Origin of the sequence: Chryseobacterium sp. S90 (assembly GCF_047444895.1) — a bacterium.
Classification (GTDB): Bacteria; Bacteroidota; Bacteroidia; order Flavobacteriales; family Weeksellaceae; genus Chryseobacterium.
In genome coordinates, this window is the sequence record NZ_JBLGCX010000001.1 from 287,102 (window position 1) to 304,082 (window position 16,981).

Annotated in this window: 15 protein-coding genes; 5 read left to right on the forward strand and 10 right to left on the reverse strand. The window is 37.4% G+C overall.

Annotation, left to right across the window (positions count from 1 at the left end; genetic code table 11):
* Positions 1-368: 368 nt before the first annotated feature.
* Genes ACLMCG_RS01415 through ACLMCG_RS01425 form a run of 3 tightly spaced genes read right to left on the reverse strand, consistent with a single transcriptional unit; the run spans position 369 to position 1,897 of the window.
* Positions 369-968 carry a LytR/AlgR family response regulator transcription factor gene (locus ACLMCG_RS01415; RefSeq protein ID WP_413959405.1) on the reverse strand — a complete coding sequence of 200 codons (600 nt, stop codon included), beginning with the start codon at positions 966-968 and terminating at the stop codon, positions 369-371.
* Positions 964-1,467, reverse strand: coding sequence for a TlpA family protein disulfide reductase (locus tag ACLMCG_RS01420; RefSeq protein WP_413958501.1), 504 nt, complete (start codon positions 1,465-1,467; stop codon positions 964-966). Before ACLMCG_RS01420 ends, ACLMCG_RS01415 begins: the two co-directional genes overlap by 5 nt.
* 1 nt (position 1,468) lies before the next feature.
* A complete protein-coding gene (locus ACLMCG_RS01425) occupies positions 1,469-1,897 on the reverse strand; it encodes a rhodanese-like domain-containing protein (protein WP_213279521.1) in 429 nt (142 codons plus the stop codon).
* 334 nt (positions 1,898-2,231) lie between these two features.
* Here ACLMCG_RS01425 and ACLMCG_RS01430 point away from each other — a divergent pair, with 334 nt between their 5' ends.
* Positions 2,232-3,896 (forward strand): FAD-binding dehydrogenase, encoded by a 1,665-nt coding sequence (locus tag ACLMCG_RS01430; protein WP_413958502.1) that lies wholly within the window; start codon positions 2,232-2,234, stop codon positions 3,894-3,896.
* A 13-nt stretch (positions 3,897-3,909) separates the two neighbouring features.
* Entirely contained in the window at positions 3,910-4,713 is an 804-nt protein-coding gene (locus ACLMCG_RS01435) for an SDR family oxidoreductase (RefSeq protein ID WP_413958503.1), read from the forward strand.
* Positions 4,714-4,750: 37 nt separating this feature from the next.
* Here the strand turns inward: ACLMCG_RS01435 and ACLMCG_RS01440 are convergent, their stop codons facing one another.
* The 7 genes from ACLMCG_RS01440 to ACLMCG_RS01470 all read right to left on the reverse strand — a co-directional run bounded on the left by ACLMCG_RS01440 (position 4,751) and on the right by ACLMCG_RS01470 (position 12,490).
* On the reverse strand, positions 4,751-5,560 hold the full coding sequence (locus ACLMCG_RS01440) for a phosphatase PAP2 family protein (protein ID WP_413958504.1): 810 nt from the start codon (positions 5,558-5,560) through the stop codon (positions 4,751-4,753).
* Positions 5,561-5,593: 33 nt separating this feature from the next.
* Positions 5,594-8,014, reverse strand: coding sequence for a TonB-dependent receptor domain-containing protein (locus ACLMCG_RS01445; RefSeq protein ID WP_413958505.1), 2,421 nt, complete (start codon positions 8,012-8,014; stop codon positions 5,594-5,596).
* Positions 8,015-8,064: 50 nt separating this feature from the next.
* Complete coding sequence (locus tag ACLMCG_RS01450; RefSeq protein WP_413958506.1) at positions 8,065-8,820, reverse strand: hypothetical protein; 756 nt, start codon at positions 8,818-8,820, stop codon at positions 8,065-8,067.
* A 176-nt stretch (positions 8,821-8,996) separates the two neighbouring features.
* Positions 8,997-10,286: a sensor histidine kinase gene (locus tag ACLMCG_RS01455; protein WP_413958507.1), complete on the reverse strand. Its 1,290-nt coding sequence runs from the start codon at positions 10,284-10,286 to the stop codon at positions 8,997-8,999.
* Positions 10,287-10,350: 64 nt separating this feature from the next.
* A complete protein-coding gene (locus ACLMCG_RS01460; RefSeq protein WP_413958508.1) occupies positions 10,351-10,707 on the reverse strand; it encodes a four helix bundle protein in 357 nt (118 codons plus the stop codon).
* A 42-nt stretch (positions 10,708-10,749) separates the two neighbouring features.
* Positions 10,750-11,424, reverse strand: a complete 675-nt coding sequence (locus ACLMCG_RS01465; RefSeq protein ID WP_413958509.1) for a response regulator transcription factor — start codon at positions 11,422-11,424, stop codon at positions 10,750-10,752.
* A 67-nt stretch (positions 11,425-11,491) separates the two neighbouring features.
* On the reverse strand, positions 11,492-12,490 hold the full coding sequence (locus ACLMCG_RS01470) for an aldo/keto reductase (RefSeq protein WP_413958510.1): 999 nt from the start codon (positions 12,488-12,490) through the stop codon (positions 11,492-11,494).
* A gap of 213 nt (positions 12,491-12,703) precedes the next feature.
* On the opposite strand from ACLMCG_RS01470, the gene ACLMCG_RS01475 reads away from it, so the two are divergent.
* The 3 genes from ACLMCG_RS01475 to ACLMCG_RS01485 all read left to right on the forward strand — a co-directional run bounded on the left by ACLMCG_RS01475 (position 12,704) and on the right by ACLMCG_RS01485 (position 16,970).
* Positions 12,704-13,972, forward strand: a complete 1,269-nt coding sequence (locus ACLMCG_RS01475) for an NAD(P)/FAD-dependent oxidoreductase (RefSeq protein ID WP_413958511.1) — start codon at positions 12,704-12,706, stop codon at positions 13,970-13,972.
* A 35-nt stretch (positions 13,973-14,007) separates the two neighbouring features.
* Entirely contained in the window at positions 14,008-14,997 is a 990-nt protein-coding gene (locus ACLMCG_RS01480; protein ID WP_413958512.1) for an SDR family oxidoreductase, read from the forward strand.
* A gap of 125 nt (positions 14,998-15,122) precedes the next feature.
* Positions 15,123-16,970, forward strand: coding sequence for a chloride channel protein (locus tag ACLMCG_RS01485; protein ID WP_413958513.1), 1,848 nt, complete (start codon positions 15,123-15,125; stop codon positions 16,968-16,970).
* Positions 16,971-16,981 lie beyond the last annotated feature (11 nt).

The following is a 16,981-nucleotide window of genomic DNA, read 5'->3' on the forward strand; positions in this document are numbered from 1 at the left end:
GATATTCCTCCTGAAAAAGAAATTGGCTTAAGATTATCACTAATCATTAAGCCAATCATCATTCAACATTAGCATAATCAACTAACCACATTTATCTCATTTGGTTTTCTATATTCCGGTGATTTTCACTCTTTTTTTGATTTCTCATCAAGTATCTTTTGCTATGTAAATTTGGATAAAAAGTAAAGAATTGAGTCAAAGATATATATCAACAACGCGATAAAATCTACTAAAATTATAAACTAAGAAAGAGAAACAGCAAAATTGCCGGTTTCCTGAATTTTGAATTGAACGACTGAAAATTCCCCTCCCTCGGAGGGGTGGCAAAAATTTAAAATTTTTGACGGGGTGGTTTAGACACTTCCCTCTTAAAGCTCCAACAATGGTTTATACGTCCTTCCCACCGGAAGGTTTTTCCCCCTAATCTGAATGACATTGGCCGACTTAACTTCTATTTTGGCTTTTGAAATGATATACGACTTATGAATACAGACAAACATTTTGGGATTTAGAATCTTTCCTATTTTACTGATAGGCATTTTAAAAGTGAAAGTTTCTGTTTTTGTATGAATGTGAATATACTCTCTTAAGCTCTCAATGTAGAAAATATCCTGCAGAATAATTTTAATTTGCTTTTTCCCGCTATTGATGAAGATATAATCACGTTCAGATACTTCCAGTAATGCATCCTCCGCTTCCATTAAATATTTGAACTTCCCGATAGCAGCCTGAAAGCGCTCATAGGGAATAGGTTTCATCAGATAATCTGCAAAATCAAGTTCGTAGCCTTCTACGGCATACTGATGATAGGCCGTGGTAACAATAACGAATGGAGGATTTTTTATTTTCCTCAGAAAGTCAAAGCCTTTTACCACGGGAAGGCGGAGATCCAAAAACATCAGATCCACCTCATGAACGCTTAAAAGATTACTGGCATGTACAGCATCAGCACATTTTATATTCTTAATTCTGAATTAAAGTTTTCTTTAAAAATTCCTCCAGATCTTTGCCATGAAGATTCTTAGCTAAAATTGTTCCCTGTCCGTCGATGATGATATTAAAAGGAAGTTCATCAATTTCGTAAAGTTTTGCGACAGGACTTTTCCAGAATTTTAAATCACTGATCTGTATCCACTGGATATTAAATCTGTCAATTGCTTTCTGCCAGCTTTCCTTATTTTTATCTAAAGAAATCCCCAGAATTTCAAACTTATTATTTTTTACCTGTTCAGAATAGGTATCATAAAATGTTTTCAGCTCAGGCTGTTCCTCTACACAGGGAGCACACCAGGTTGCCCAGAAATCAATCAGAACTATCTTTCCTTTTAATGTTGAAAGGGCAAATGAAGTTCCGTCTGCCTTGGTCATTGTAATTTCAGGAGCTTTTTTGCCTACTTCTATTGTACTTTGAGCGGCAACAGATTCTGAGAAAATTATTAAAAGTAACAGAGTTAAAGCATTCTTCATATTAATCATTTGTAGGATAATCTTTATCCAGCCAGTCTGTTTTGATGTTTTTCGGAAGATTTAAAAGCTTCGCGTTTTTAAAGCCCATTTCCATCAGTAAAGCAAAAGCAGGACGTATATTAGGACATTTTACAAAAGGACAACATCCGCAGTAGATTACGATTTCTCTGTTTTTAGGAATGTCTTTCAGATAGTTTCTCAGTTTTTCCAGGTTCTCAGGCTCATGCGTTGGTCCTATATCTACAGAACCTTTGATGATGGCCTCAGGACCCACCGAAATGATTACCAGATCTTTTGTTTTATGCTTTTCGATTCGGGAAGCCAGTAACGCCGGGTCCATCAGCTGGCTGTCTTTCCATGGATCCTGTTTTTGCTGTGCCTGACTGAAAATGGAACAGACAAAGCAAGCGATAATAAACAAATACTTCATACTTCTATTTTTCACAAAGATAGAAATGTTTTATAGAGGATTACAGGAAAATCAGCGTTTACGGGATATTTTGAAGAGAACAGTTTTTTTTGAGTGATATGAATCACATTCTAAGTTCAAGATTCTATAATGAACAGTGTTCCCCGTGAATGGCTGATCCAATAATGAAGTTAATTTCCCTGAATAACAGTGTTTTAAAATGAAAATTTTTTGTGATTTTGTCAAGTTTAAACAACTCTAGTATTAAATACTGAATATTTTGCAGCTTATATTTTTTTGGTTTTAAATATTTAATACATTTATAGTAAGTATCATTCAACAAAAATACCTAAAAATGGAAGAAACATTCCGGCCTGATGCCATCATCATAGGAAGCGGACTGGCAGGGCTTACTGCTGCCATGGAAATTACCAATGCCGGAAAAAAAGTACTGCTTTTGGATCAGGAAACTGAACAGAATATAGGAGGACAGGCATTCTGGTCTTTCGGAGGGCTGTTTCTTATTAACTCGCCACAGCAAAGGAAAATGGGGATCAAAGATTCTTATGAACTGGCACTTCAGGATTGGAAAGGAACAGCAGGTTTCGATCGTCCGGAGGACTACTGGCCCCGTCAATGGGCTGAAGCTTATCTGAAATTTGCTGCAGGTGAAAAGTATGAATACATTTCCAGATTAGGCATCAAGCTGATGTTTATGGTAGGTTGGGCAGAGCGTGGTGATGGTTCTGCAACAGGGCACGGGAATTCGGTGCCTCGTTTTCATGTAAGCTGGGGAACCGGGACAGGTGTAGTAAAGCCTTTTGTAGAAAAAGCATACAAAGCTCAGGAAAAAGGATTGCTGCAGATGAAGTTCAGACATCGGGTGACGGAATTTATCTTAGAAAACGGGAAGATAAAAGGTCTCAAAGGAGATATTCTGGAGAATGATACTAAAGAAAGAGGTGCTGAAACGAACAGAAATGTGATTTCATCATTTGAATATACCGCTCCGAATATCATTATAGCTTCCGGAGGAATTGGCGCCAATCATGAGCTGGTAAGAAAAAACTGGCCGGAAAGACTTGGTAAAGCACCGGAAAATATGGTTTGTGGCGTTCCTGCTTATGTAGATGGCAAAATGATTGGTATTGCAGAAAATACAGGAGCTCATATTATCAACCGTGACAGAATGTGGCATTACACAGAAGGGTTGCAAAACTGGAATCCGATCTGGCCTAACCACGGAATCCGCATATTGCCTGGGCCTTCTTCGTTATGGTTTGATGCAAAAGGAAAACGTCTCCCCGCTCCTTTTCTTCCCGGATTTGATACACTGGGAACTTTACAGTATATACAGGAAACAGGTTTTTCTTATTCATGGTTTATCCTCACTCAGAAAATTATTAAAAAAGAATTTGCCCTTTCAGGTTCAGAACAGAATCCGGATATCACGAACAAAGATTATGTTCTTTTTCTGAAAAGGATTTTTGGTAAAAGGGCTCCGGGACCGGTAGAAGACTTTAAAGAACATGGAAAAGACTTTATTGTATCAGATAATCTGGAAGATTTGGTTAACAGGATGAATGAGCTGGCCGGAAATAACCTTTTGAATTATGAAAAAATAAAATCTCAGATTGAAGCCCGTGACAGAGAATTAGACAATAAATTTTCAAAAGATACTCAGGTTAATTATATCCGGAATACCCGGAATTATTTAGGGGATAAACTTGGGCGTGTAGCTGCTCCCCATAAGATTTTAGCTCCTGAAAACGGACCTTTGATTGCTGTACGGCTCAATATTTTAACCCGTAAAACATTAGGAGGTATAAAAACCAATCTGAATGGTCAGGTTTTAAAAGATGACGACAGCATTATTGAGGGATTATATGCTGCCGGAGAAGTGGCTGGTTTTGGAGGTGGCGGAATGCACGGTTACAGAGCGTTGGAAGGTACATTTTTGGGAGGCTGTATCTTTTCAGGAATGAAAGCCGGAAAATATATTGCAGGACTTAAAAATTAAATAATAGTAAAGAATGAGCAGTTATTTCGATCATAAAGTGATTTGGGTTACCGGAGCCTCATCAGGTATCGGAGAAGCTTTGGTAACAAGTCTTGCAAAGAACAGCAATGCTAAAATCATCCTGTCGTCCAGAAAAGAAGAACAGCTGCACGCGGTGGCTGAAAAAGCAGGATTGAATACAGATCGGTATGCAGTGATTCCTTTAGACCTGAAGAATTATAAAGAAATGCCTGCCATTGCAGCAAAAGCCTCAGAACAGTTTGGAAAGATTGATATTCTGATTAATAATGCAGGACTTTCTCAACGTTCTTTAGCCATGGAAACGGATATTGAAGTGGATAAACAACTTATAGACATTGATTATATCGGAACGGTGGCCCTTACTAAAGCAACAGTACCTTATATGATCCGAAACAATGGAGGGCAGATTGCGGTTGTATCCAGTCTTATGGGAATATTCGGAGCTCCTATGCGAAGTGGTTATGCCGGAGCAAAACACGCCTTACATGGTTTTTTTGATGCTTTACGGGCGGAATTATTCAATCAGAATATTAGGGTTACGATTATTTGTCCGGGTTTTATACAGACCGATATTTCCATTAATGCAGTTACAGGAGACGGTTCATCACAAGGCACAATGGATGATGCCACGGAAAATGGAATGCCTGTAGATATTTTCGCAAAAAAAATGCTCCATGCCATTGAAAAACAGAAAAAACAAAAAGCCATAGGAGGTAAAGAAGTAATGGCTGTTTATCTGAAGAGATTTTTTCCGAACCTGTTGGCAAAAATAATTCGCAGGGCGAAAGTAGTATAAATACAAGCACCATTCAATACTGAACCGTGCTTGTATGTTAAAAAGTTTTTACTAAACCTATTCCTACAGTTTTATTCTGATAAAATGGCATTACCATTGTGGAAGAGAGTGTATTTTTACTCTTGTTCTTCCCTCGCAATAAATTATCAATTTTTGGAAACAGCCAATAGGCAAGTTCGGTAGACAGAATTCCAAATCCGGCTCCTGCCACAACATCCCCCAGCCAGTGTTTATCATTCAGCATTCTGTATACCCCTGTGAAAATAGCAAACGGATATCCTGAAATGCTCAGCCAGAAATTGCTGTCTTTATATTCCCTGAACATAAATTGTGCTGAAGAAAATGCTGTCGCTGCATGTCCTGACGGAAAAGACAAAGTATTAGATCCGTCCGGTCTTTCCTCTTTTACAAGATACTTTAAAGGCATTGTAAAGGCTGCTGCAATTAATTGTGAAGAAGCATAAATGATAGTGCGGTCTCTCAGGTTATGTTTCCCTTTTATCCCGGCGGCATTCAATCCATATACAATGACCGCAGGAGCATACTGGGTATAATTATCCAGTTTTATTTGTGTGGGCTGATGTTCGCTGATCTCCACTTTTGTAGAAATATTAAGTTGTTTCAGATTATTCATCGTCAAACCTGCTACTCCATAGACAATGAATGCTGTTGGAATAATCAGGCTTTTATAATTCAATTTGCTCTTTTGAATTTCTGTAGTGATTATGCTATCCTGTAAAGGTTTCTGAACTTCAATAGTGTCATTTGTATTCTGAGCATTGATTGTGCTTAAAGCTGAACTCAAAACCAAGATATACACCAGTGTTTTTTGAAAGTATTTTTTCATCCTAAATCACATTTATAATTATTCAATTCCGTATCAAAATTTATAACTATACCCAAACCGGATCACCTGAGTTTCATAATAATCATTGCTTGTATAAGCGAACCCGCTGCCGTGAATTGACTTTTTGATGACCATTGTATTGAGTAAATCCGAAGCATTTAAAAACAGTTCGCCCTTCCCTTTCTGAATGGATTTTTTCACTCCTGCATCCATAGAAAACCTTGATTTTATTCTTCCCTGCGGAATAATATCCGGAGCCAGATAAACCAGTGTAAACTGCATGTCCAGGCCTTTTGAAAAATGAAAAACGTTATTCATTTTGACATTCCCTGAAATGGCAGTCTGCTGGTTTGCCGAGAAAGTATTAGGTTTTGGATACAGATTTTCTACAGTAAATGCATTGATCTGATTACGGTATAAATTCCCGTTGACATTAAAGGTATAGACACCCGATATCTTTTGATTCCATATCGTTTCAATTCCTGTATTATAGCTTTTTCCGGCATTCTGGAATATGGCATAAATAAGAGTACTGTTCGGAACAATACTTGAAATTCTTGTGATGGTTCCGGCAGCAAAACGGTGGTATAATGCAGAATAAAAATATCCGTTATCCCAATTGTGTTTATATCCCAATTCAATGGAATTTGTAAACTGAGGACGCAGTGCCGGATTTCCTACCTTAATGATTTCTGCATCATCATACTTTGGAAAAATACGGATGTCCACTTCATTAGGACGGTCTACCCTTCTATTATAAAATACAGAGAACTTATTGCGGTCATCAAGCTTATAAGCAAGTCTGAAATTCGGGAATGGCTGGGTATAATTGTATCCGTCACTTTTATAAGTTGGGTGGTTGGGATTTACATCATATTGAATTTTTACGTATTCCAGTCTCAGTCCCAGTTCTGCTTCCCATTTTTCATTTTCAAAAACATAATTTCCGTACACTGCAGGAATAAATTCTTTATAATCGGCTTTTCCTCCTGCAGAAGCATCCAGCACAGAGTTGGCACCGGGAATAAAATTCATGTTGGTAGGAATGTTTCTGTTTCTTAATTTAATCCCGGTTTCTATCCGGCCGTATTTTAAAGGTTTTACATAATCTACGTTGAAATCGTAAACCTGTTCATCAGATAATAATTTGAAGGCATCAGTTCCTGTGGAAGAAGGAAGATAATTATCATAGAAATACTTTTCATCCTCTCTGTGGAAAGTATAATTGAACCCTACGTTCAAAACATGTCCGGCATCTTTGAATTTATGCTGATAAGAAGCGGTTCCCATCACGGTTGTTTTCAGCTCGTCTTCCAAAAACTGCCACAGACGCAGACGTTGAGACATGTCTCCATTGAAAAACGGCTGATCTCCCCTGTCGATGATCTTTTCGCTTCCATACATTCCTGAAATGGTTAAGGTATTTTGCGGATCAATAGTCCAGTCTATTCCTGTTTTAGTGGTGAAAAAATTCGTATTTCTGTTTCTTTTCAGCTGAGAATTAATAACGGTTCCATCATCATAAGTACGGGTTACAAATTCATTTTTATTAAGGGTTTCGGTATATAAATTATCGGCCTGCAAAAATATATTTACCTTGTTTTTTCTGTAATTAACAGACAGTGAAGGATTTATTTTAGGTGTTAGTGTATATTGCGGTCTTATTGTGGGAAGGTTTTCTTTTCTTACCCAAAGAGAACCTAAACCTGTTGTAAATCCTGCTTTTCCGTTCCATCCGTTCTGTTTATTCTTTTTCATGATGATGTTGATGATTCCCGCATTTCCATTCGCATCATATTTTGAGGAAGGATTGTTGATGATTTCAATTTTATCAATAGCAGAAGCCGGAATATTATCCAGCCCTGTCTGGCTTCCAAATCCGGTGAGAGCAGTCTGTTTACCGTCAATAAGTACCGTTACTTTATCATTTCCTCTTAATTGTACTTTACCATCTTGCACAGTAATTCCCGGAAGGTTCTGCATGCTTTGTAATACCGATCCGCCACTTTGGTTGATGTTGTCTGCTACAGAATACGTTTTTTTATCAAGTCGGCTGTCTATCTCATTCTTTTTAGATGCCGTAATAGTGATGGCTTCTATATTGGTTTCATTTTCCTGTTTCTGATTCAGTTCAATAGCAGGGATTTCCAGAAACTCTGAAAGACTTCCTATGAAAACAGGCTGAGTGTACGTATCATATCCGGTGATGGAGGTTTCCAGAAGATAATGGTCCGGTTTTATGCCTGTAATAGAAAATCTTCCTTCCTCATTGGTAATGGTTCCAGCAGTAAAAGTGCTGTCTTTTTCTTTTTTTAAAATAATATGGGCGTAAGGTATTGCAGTTTTATCTTTATTCATGATTCTTCCGGATGCCGTTACAGAAGCTGTCTGCGCTGAAACAAGGGAAGAAATTACCATACAGGTTGGAAAAAATAACAAGGCTGTCTTATTCATTCTGCTAGTCTTTATTTTCTATAAAAAGTTTGTTATAAGGGAAATATTAATTATTCGTTTTGAAGAGGTAATTCCCGGCTGTGTTTTCTTTGTGAGATGATAATCATCAAAATCATCAGAGCAAGCGATATCAGGGAAGCATTGAGTGTTCCAAGGTCCAGACCTCCTGTAGCTAAAGGTTTTGTCAAAAGATCTCCGAATGTGGCACCAAATGGTCTGGTAAAAACAAAAGCAATCCAGAACAGAACAACATGATTGATTTTTGTTAAATAATGAAGTGCCACTACTACTAATATAATGAGCCCGGTGATTAAAGCTCCAGCCATGTATCCAAGTCCTAAATTATCACTCAGAAAATCTCCAAAAGCTGTTCCCAGGCTATTGGAAAATAAGATGGCCGTCCAGTAATAGAATTCTTTATTTCTTTCAAAAATGGGATAAACCTCAAGGTTTTTATATTTTCGATACCATAAGAATAAGGAGTTTAAAAGACCAAAAAGCAAAATCAGACTCCCCACCAGATATCCTGCTTTTAAAGTACGGTCGATAAAATCGGAGATTTCTGTTCCCAAAGTTGTTGTTGCGATAATCACGATCCAGTAAACTGCCGGAATATATTTTTTTACACGAAGCTGTACGGATAATATGAGAATGAAAAATGCGAGGGTAACCAAAATTCCTACAACATATCCCAGATTAAGAGTCATAGAAATAAAATCACCCAAAGTTTCCCCCAATGTAGTGGCTACAATTTTCATAAGCCAGAAAAGGAGTGTAACGGCTGCTACTTTGTTTGCTGTTCTCATTTTGCTTTGTTTTTAGATGCCACAAATGGCATTGATTCAGAAGACCAGATAATTATTGTGAATGAAGATTTGTTTTTCAGTCATTACAAATAAATATCTGCCTCAGTATTTTCCATACAAAGGTGCAATGCGATTTAGAAGAAATTTTGAATTGCCGGAGCCGTGAAATTCTTTAACTATAATTTAACAGTGAAGATATGGCGATTGTTTTCAAAGCGATAGCTGATCGTCCAATGATGAAACCTGCAGATTTCCTGAATGATAGCGAGTCCCAGCCCGCTTCCGCTGTTATCTGTTGAAAGTTTTGAAAACCTTTTGAATAAAAAATCCGTATTCAGCTTTTCAGCTCCGGAATTGGAAACTTCAAAAGATAAACCCGTCAATTGTATAGAAATAAAACCTCCGGGAGAAGTATGGCGAATGGCATTGATGATGAGGTTGTTGATCAGTATTTCTGTTAGAATGCTGTTTCCATTCACCTGTACACTGCCAGAGATCTCTTCCTGAACGGAAATATTTTTTTGCTCAAAATGTTCCCCGAGCGTATCAATACTTTGTTGAAGTAAATGGTCAAACAAAACAATCTCAGAACTGTCAAACTGGTTATTTTCAATTTTAGCAAGCAGCAAGAGGTTTTTATTGATGCGGGAGCTTCTTGTAAGAGCCTTGTTTATATCTTCAGCAATTCTGTACTGCTTTTCAGTGAGATTCTGATCCTGAAGCAAAAGATCAAGTTTATTCTTAATGATGGCCAAAGGAGTCTGCAGCTCATGGGAAGCGTTTTCTGTAAATTCTTTCTGGGTTTTATAAGTAGAAATATTACGTTCTATCAGTTTATAAAGAGACTGATTCAGTTCTTCAAATTCTGTGGTGTCAGAAGCTGGAAATTGTATGGTATTCTGACTGTTAAGATTGAAGGTTTTCAGTTGATCCAATGTATCTCTGAATGGTTTCCAGATAGATGAAGAAAGCTTTCTGTTCAGGTATAAAAGTCCTAAAACAATGATTACAAAGAAAAAAATGGTAATCATCGCAATCACAGCTATTGTTTCGTGTGATTCCTCAATATTGGTCTGTATGGTAAAAAGATAAGGTTTGTTCTGAAGATAAACGACTTTTTTCAGGCATCTGTAGCGCTCCTTTTTTTGTTCCGAAATAAAAGGAAGGTGCTTTTCATAAGTATAAACCGTATCCCTTTTTATTTGTTGATTTGAAATTTTCTCAATATTCGTTTCAGGCTGGATGTCATTCCATAACGCAAGGCTTTTATCCAATTCTTTTTCAGACAGCTTTAATTGATTAAATTCATACGCCGTTTTCTCTACGATAATCTGATTATGCTCATCCAGTTCACCTTTCCAGATGGTATCCACCACAAAATAATATACAGGAATACTTATCATCAACACAATAAGTACGTAGATGAGAAAGGGTTTTGTGGTTTTGGTGAGTAGAGGCTTCAACATAATTATAAATTATAAATGATGAATTATAAATTATGAGTTATGAATTGTTATTTTCTACGGAAGACTATTTGTTTTTTGATGTAATGATGATGCTTCGGATTATTTTTAATATTTCTATGGCTTCATTATTTATGCTTTCAAATTCAGTAGATGATAAATATTCAGTATGATATAAAAGTTCAATCCAGTAAATAGATTCATCACATTCTTTTTGAGCAACAGCGAGTTTATGAATAAAGTCAGCTTTACTTTCTGCATTCTGTGACTCCCTTATTAAAGCTCCTACTGCTGTTCCACTTCTTAATAACTGTTTACTCAGAACATATTCATTCCTAGAAGTAGAAAGATATTTAAAAAGATTAATAATCCTTATTGCAAAATTAAAACTCTTATCTTTCAGTACATTTTTCTTTTCACTCATAATTTATAATTCATCATTTATAATTCATAATTCATAATTAATCTAGCTTTCCCACTTATACCCCGTTCCATACACCGTTTTCAGATAATGTCCACATCCCGCATCATACAGCTTTTTTTTAAGATTTTTTACGTGAGCATATACAAAATCATGATTATCAAGCATGTCTGCAAGGTCTCCGGAAAGATGTTCTGCGAGTGTACTTTTGGAGATGACTTTATTTTTATTGCCGATAAAATAAATTAAGAGATCAAATTCTTTTTTAGTTAATGAAATGGCTTCATCATTTACAGCAACTGTTTTAGCCAGCAAATCAATCTGAAGTTCATTTTGTTTTACCACATTGGAACTGCTGAACTGCTTTCTCCGGATAATAGAATATACCCTTGCCATAAGCTCGGAGAGATGAAAAGGTTTGGTAAGATAATCATCCGCACCCAGTTTTAAGCCCTCAATTTTATCATCCAGAGCATTCTTGGCAGAAATAATAATTACGCCGTCCTGTTTCTGTTGCTTTTTTAATTCTTCAAGTATTTTCAGACCATTTCCATCCGGAAGCATAATGTCCAGTAAAATGCAGTCATAGTCAAATATCTCTATTTTACTCATAGCTTCACTGAATGTACTGGCTGCTTCACACAGGTAGTTTTCTCCGGACAGATATTCGGAAATACTTTGGGTAAGTGCTGCTTCGTCTTCAACGATTAGGATTTTCATGCCATAAAACTATCATTAAATTTTGAAGAAATTTTGAATTTAAGCGAATAAACATAAAAGATACAAACTATTTATTTCCTCCCGGAACCTGTGCCTTCTCATAAATCAATCCTTCATTTTTTAACTCTGTCCAGAATTCAACAGGAATGGTAGTATTGAGAGCTTTCATATTATCTTTTACCTGTTCAGGCTGGCTGGCTCCGGGAATAATAGAAGCAAATTCATCAGAAGCCAATACAAAATGAAGAGCAGCATCAATAATACTTATGTTGTATTTTTCTGCAATAGAAGCCATCCGGGCTCTTTTCTCATGCATTCCTTTTGGGATCACATCTTTATAATTGTAGCGCTCTCTTCCTGCCAGATACCCTGAATTATATCCTGCTCCCGAAACAAGTTTTACCCCCGCTTTTCTCACAACGGGAAGCAGCCGGTCCACCGCATCTTCATGCTCCAGAATAGAATACTGCGTTGCAGAAAGACAGATATCCGGATCCGCAGAATCAATACAATCTAAAATAGGTTCTATCTTATTCACACCCATTCCCCATGCTTTGATAATTCCCTGTTCCCTAAGCTTTGAAAGAATTTTAAAAGCCCCTTCTCTAGCCTGTTTCAGAAAATAGGGATAGCGGTCTCCTACCTGATCTTCAGACAGGTCATGAATGTAAACAATATCAATATGACTCAGTCCGGTTCTTTCCAGGCTGTCTTCAATAGATCTTTGCACAGCATCAGCCGTATAATCATGGAAGAAATCATAATGAAGAGGATTTTTCCACATGGTAGGTGGAACTTCGGATTCAGGAACTTCATGAAAAAGCCTTCCTGCTTTGGTTGAAAAAAGAAAATCATTTCTGTCTTTATCCTTAAGAAAATCTCCGAATCTTCGCTCACTCTTAGTCAGTCCATACCAAGGAGACGTATCATAATATCGGATTCCGGAATCCCAGGCTGTTTGCAGTATCTGATGAGCCTGTTCATCTGTAATATTTTCAAAAGCCGTTCCTATCGCTACTCCACCTATTCCCAGTCGGTGCTTTTCTGTTAAAATCTCTGTTTTCATATGAATATATTTAAAGTGTTGGATTCTTAAACAGGCTGCAAACATCGTGCGAAACGTTAAAAGGAAAATAGACGGTACATCCTGAAACTCTTGTTTCTCATTAAAACAAGGTAGGTTTTGTTGTTTTAAACATTATGTTAAATATTTATTTTGGAACTTCTTTGGTCCTGTTATTGAATCTCTTTCAGTACACCATTTCAATAACAATTTATTATGAAAAAGCATATTCTAATCATAGGAGGAGGATTTGCGGGCATCAATCTTATCAAATATCTCAAAAATGATAAAAGATTCAGAATAACCCTGGTTGATAAGAATAATTATCATTTTTTCCCGCCACTCATCTATCAGGTTGCAACTTCCTTTATAGAAGCTTCCAATATCAGCTACCCTTTCAGGAAACTTTTTTCCAACGATAAACATGTGAAATTTCATATGGGAAGCCTGTTGAAAGTAAACCCTGAAAGTAAAACAATAGAAACTGATACGGGAAACCTGAACTATGATTATCTGGTATTGGCATTAGGAACAGAATCTAATTTCTTTGGAATGGAGAATGTAAAGAAATGTGCCCTGCCTATGAAAAATATTGAAGAAGCTCTTTATCTCAGAAATCATATCCTGCTGACCCTGGAAGAAGCTGCCCGGAATAAAGACATCAAAGAAGCAGAAAAACTTCAGAATATCGTGATTGCAGGAGGTGGTCCTACAGGAGTAGAACTGGCAGGGATGCTGGCCGAAATGGGAAAATATATTGCTCAGAAAGAATATCCTGAAATAAAACTGGGGCTTTCTAATCTTTATCTGATTGATGCTTTGCCTACCTTACTTTCACCCATGAGCCGACTCGCCCAGGAAACAGCCTATGAAAAACTGAAAGAATTAGGCGTTAAAATTCTGCTGAATGTTTCCGTAAAAGATTATACAGACAATAAAGTCATATTAAGTGACGGAAATTCTATCGAGACAGAAACCCTGATATGGACTTCGGGGGTGATAGGGAAAGAAATCCCGGGTTTACCGGAAGAAAGCATTGGAAAAGGAAGACGGGTTTTGGTGGATGCCTATAACAAAGTAGAAGGAATCACAAATATATATGCATTGGGAGATATTTCTTTAATGCTGGCCGAAGAAAAATATCCGAAAGGCCATCCTCAGCTCGCTCAGGTTGCCATTCAGCAGGGTAAAAATCTCGCTGCTAATTTTAAACGGATAGAAGACGGCAAAGTTCTGGAGCAATTCCGGTACAATGATAAAGGCAGTATGGCCATTATTTCAAAATACAATGCTGTGGTAGATCTTCCAAAGCATTCTTTTAATGGATTCATAGCGTGGCTCACCTGGCTTTTCATTCATATTATTCCTTTGGTAGGATTCAAAAATAAAATTCAGATGGCAATGGACTGGTTCCGTCTGTTTATCACCAACAATCCATCCATCAGGCTTATTCTCTTTCCGAAAAGAAATACAGGAAACGGATAATTAGAAAAAATACCAACACTTAAATCTCTATTATTATGAAAAATCAAAGAAGACCTCCTTTTTTTGGAGAAACAGTGGTCATTACAGGTGCTTCAAGTGGTATTGGGAAAGCAACAGCAGAAGCTTTTGCGGAACAGGGAGCAGATCTTGTGCTGGCAGCAAGAGGTGAAGAAGCTTTGAAAGAAACGGCAGAACTATGCAGAAAACTTGGGGCTACGGTGATTGTTGTTCCCACAGATACTTCTATAGCCGGAGATGTTCAAAATTTAGTTAAAGAAGCCCTTGAATTTAGTGGTAAAATTGATTATTGGGTTAATAATGCCGGAGTGCTGGCATTTGGTAAATTTGAGGAAATTCCGGTTGATGTGAGCGATCAGATCGTGAAAACAAACCTGCTGGGATATATGCACTCGGCCCATGCAGTGCTTCCTGTCTTTAAGAAACAAAAAAAGGGAGTATTGCTTAACAATATTTCCATTGGCGGATGGATGCCTGCACCGTATGGAACAGCCTATACGGCCTCAAAATTTGGAATCCGTGGTATGGTGGAAACCTTACAGGGAGAAGTTTCAGATTTTCCTGATATTCATATCTGTGCGCTTTACCCGGGATTTCAGAAATCATCAGGAATAGAACATGCCGCTAATTATTCAGGAATAAAACTCAGTACACCTCCTCCTTCATTTGATCCGCGTAAACTGGCCGCTTCCATTGTAGAGACTGCCAAGAACCCAAAAGAAGCTACCTATCCCGATTGGTCTGCAGTGGTATTTAAAAACCTATATGAAATGTTTCCGGGAGTCATCCGCTATGTCTCTTCAGCAGGAATGCGGATGGTCATGAAAAAAGCGCATCAGGATAAAAATACCGGCGGAAATGTACAGGAACCTTCTAAAGGAAATATGAGAATTGATGGGAAAACATTGTTTTCCATTCCCGCAAAACCTTTGATCTGGGCAGGTGCAGGACTTATTGGAGCAGTAGCTGCAGGATTATTATTGACGGGTAATTCTAAGAAAAAATGATAAAGTTTGTCATAAATAAAGATGATGAACAGAAATTGAGAAAGGTGTTTTTAGGTATTTTTGTAAGATATTTCATAAATTTACGGAGCTGTATCCATTCATAGCAGCATAAAAATGTTTCCAAGGTGAAAATTCACAACAAAAAAAAGTACCTGAGCTTCCTTAAATTTAAAAGAGATTTCCAGAAATACGGATTAGAAAAAGCACGCAGCTATGAGCTTATTCTGCATTGGCTGAACAACAGGCTGAGCCGAAATCAGTTTCTTGTTCTTTCCGGGATTCTGGTAGGCTGTACGGCGGGTCTTGCAGGAGTTATTCTGAAAACGCTGGTACACTACATCCACAATTTTATTACCAATAAAGTCCACTTTGAATATCAGATCCTGTTCTATATTGTTTTTCCTTTTTTAGGAATTGTTCTTACAACCATGATTGTTCTGACATTGTTCAAAGGACAGGACCGTAAAGGTATCGGGGCTATTCTCTATGAAATTGCACAGAATTCCAGTATCGTAGCTTCCGTTAAAATGTATTCTCAGGTGATACAAAGTGCGGTTACCGTAGGGTTGGGAGGTTCAGCAGGGCTGGAAAGTCCTATAGCCGTTACCGGAGCTGCTATTGGCTCAAACTATGCACAGACCTACAGATTAAGTTACAAAGAACGTACTTTATTGCTGGCTGCAGGTGCTACAGCAGGGATTGCATCGGCATTCAATGCGCCTATTGCCGGAATTATGTTTGCCTTTGAAATTCTGTTGACGGGAGTGGTTTTTACAGACTTTATTCCTTTGGTTGTGGCTGCTGTCTGCGGAAGTCTTTTGTCGAGGATTTTGCTTCAGGAAGATGTTCTTTTCAGGTTTTATACAAGAGATGCGTTCAACTATAAAAATGTTCCTTATTACCTTATCTTAGGAATTGTAACAGGCTTGTATGCCCGTTATTTTGTAATTATTTCTCAAAAAGTAGAACATTTTATAAAAGGGCTTCAGCTTTCCAGAATGCGTAAAGCAATGTTTGGAGGCGCTGTACTTTCGTTATTATGTGTTCTTTTTCCTCCCTTATTCGGAGAAGGATATGAAACCGTGAAAGCATTTACCAACGGAAATACCCATTCTATTATTGAAAACAGTTTTTTCAGATATTTTGAGATCGGAGAATGGACCATTATTATATTTTTAGTTCTGGTATTGCTGTTAAAAGCATTTGCCACTTCTTTTACGATATTCAGCGGAGGTAACGGAGGTAATTTTGCTCCATCCCTTTTTGCAGGAGGAACTTTAGGCTACTTATTTGCTTTGGTTTGCCAGCATATAGGTTTTACAGATGTTCCTGTAACGAATCTTGTTCTGGTAGGAATGGCCGGAGCAATGAGCGGCGTTTTGTATGCACCTCTTACGGCAATATTTCTGATTGCTGAATCCAGCTTCGGGTATGATTTGTTCATTCCTCTGATGATTGTTTCTGTGATGTCTTACCTTATTGCCAAATGGTTTTCCCCAATTTCTCCGGAACTGAAATCATTAGCAGATGAAGGAAAGATTTTCACCAATAAACATGATAAAAACCTTCTTTTTGCTTTGAGAACTGAAGATTTTATTGATAAATATTCACAGACAATTAATGAAAATGCTCCTGTTACAGAACTTTTTGAAATGGTAAAGAATGGCGACAAAAATATTTTTGCCGTTGTGGATGAAAATAGAAAACTGAGAGGAGTTCTTACATTAGATGATATAAGACCTTATCTTTTTAACAAAGAGATGGATACTTCCCAACTGGTTGCCCAGATTATGAAAACCCCACCGGCTATCCTGCACCGTGAAAATAAACCGCTGGATATTCTTCAGACTTTTGATGATACAGGCGTATGGAATCTTCCGGTAGTGAGCGAAAATAATGATTTTGTAGGCTTTATTTCAAAATCTTCAATATTGATGAGCTACAGACAGCTGTTGAAAGAATATTCTGATTAATATTAAATGTT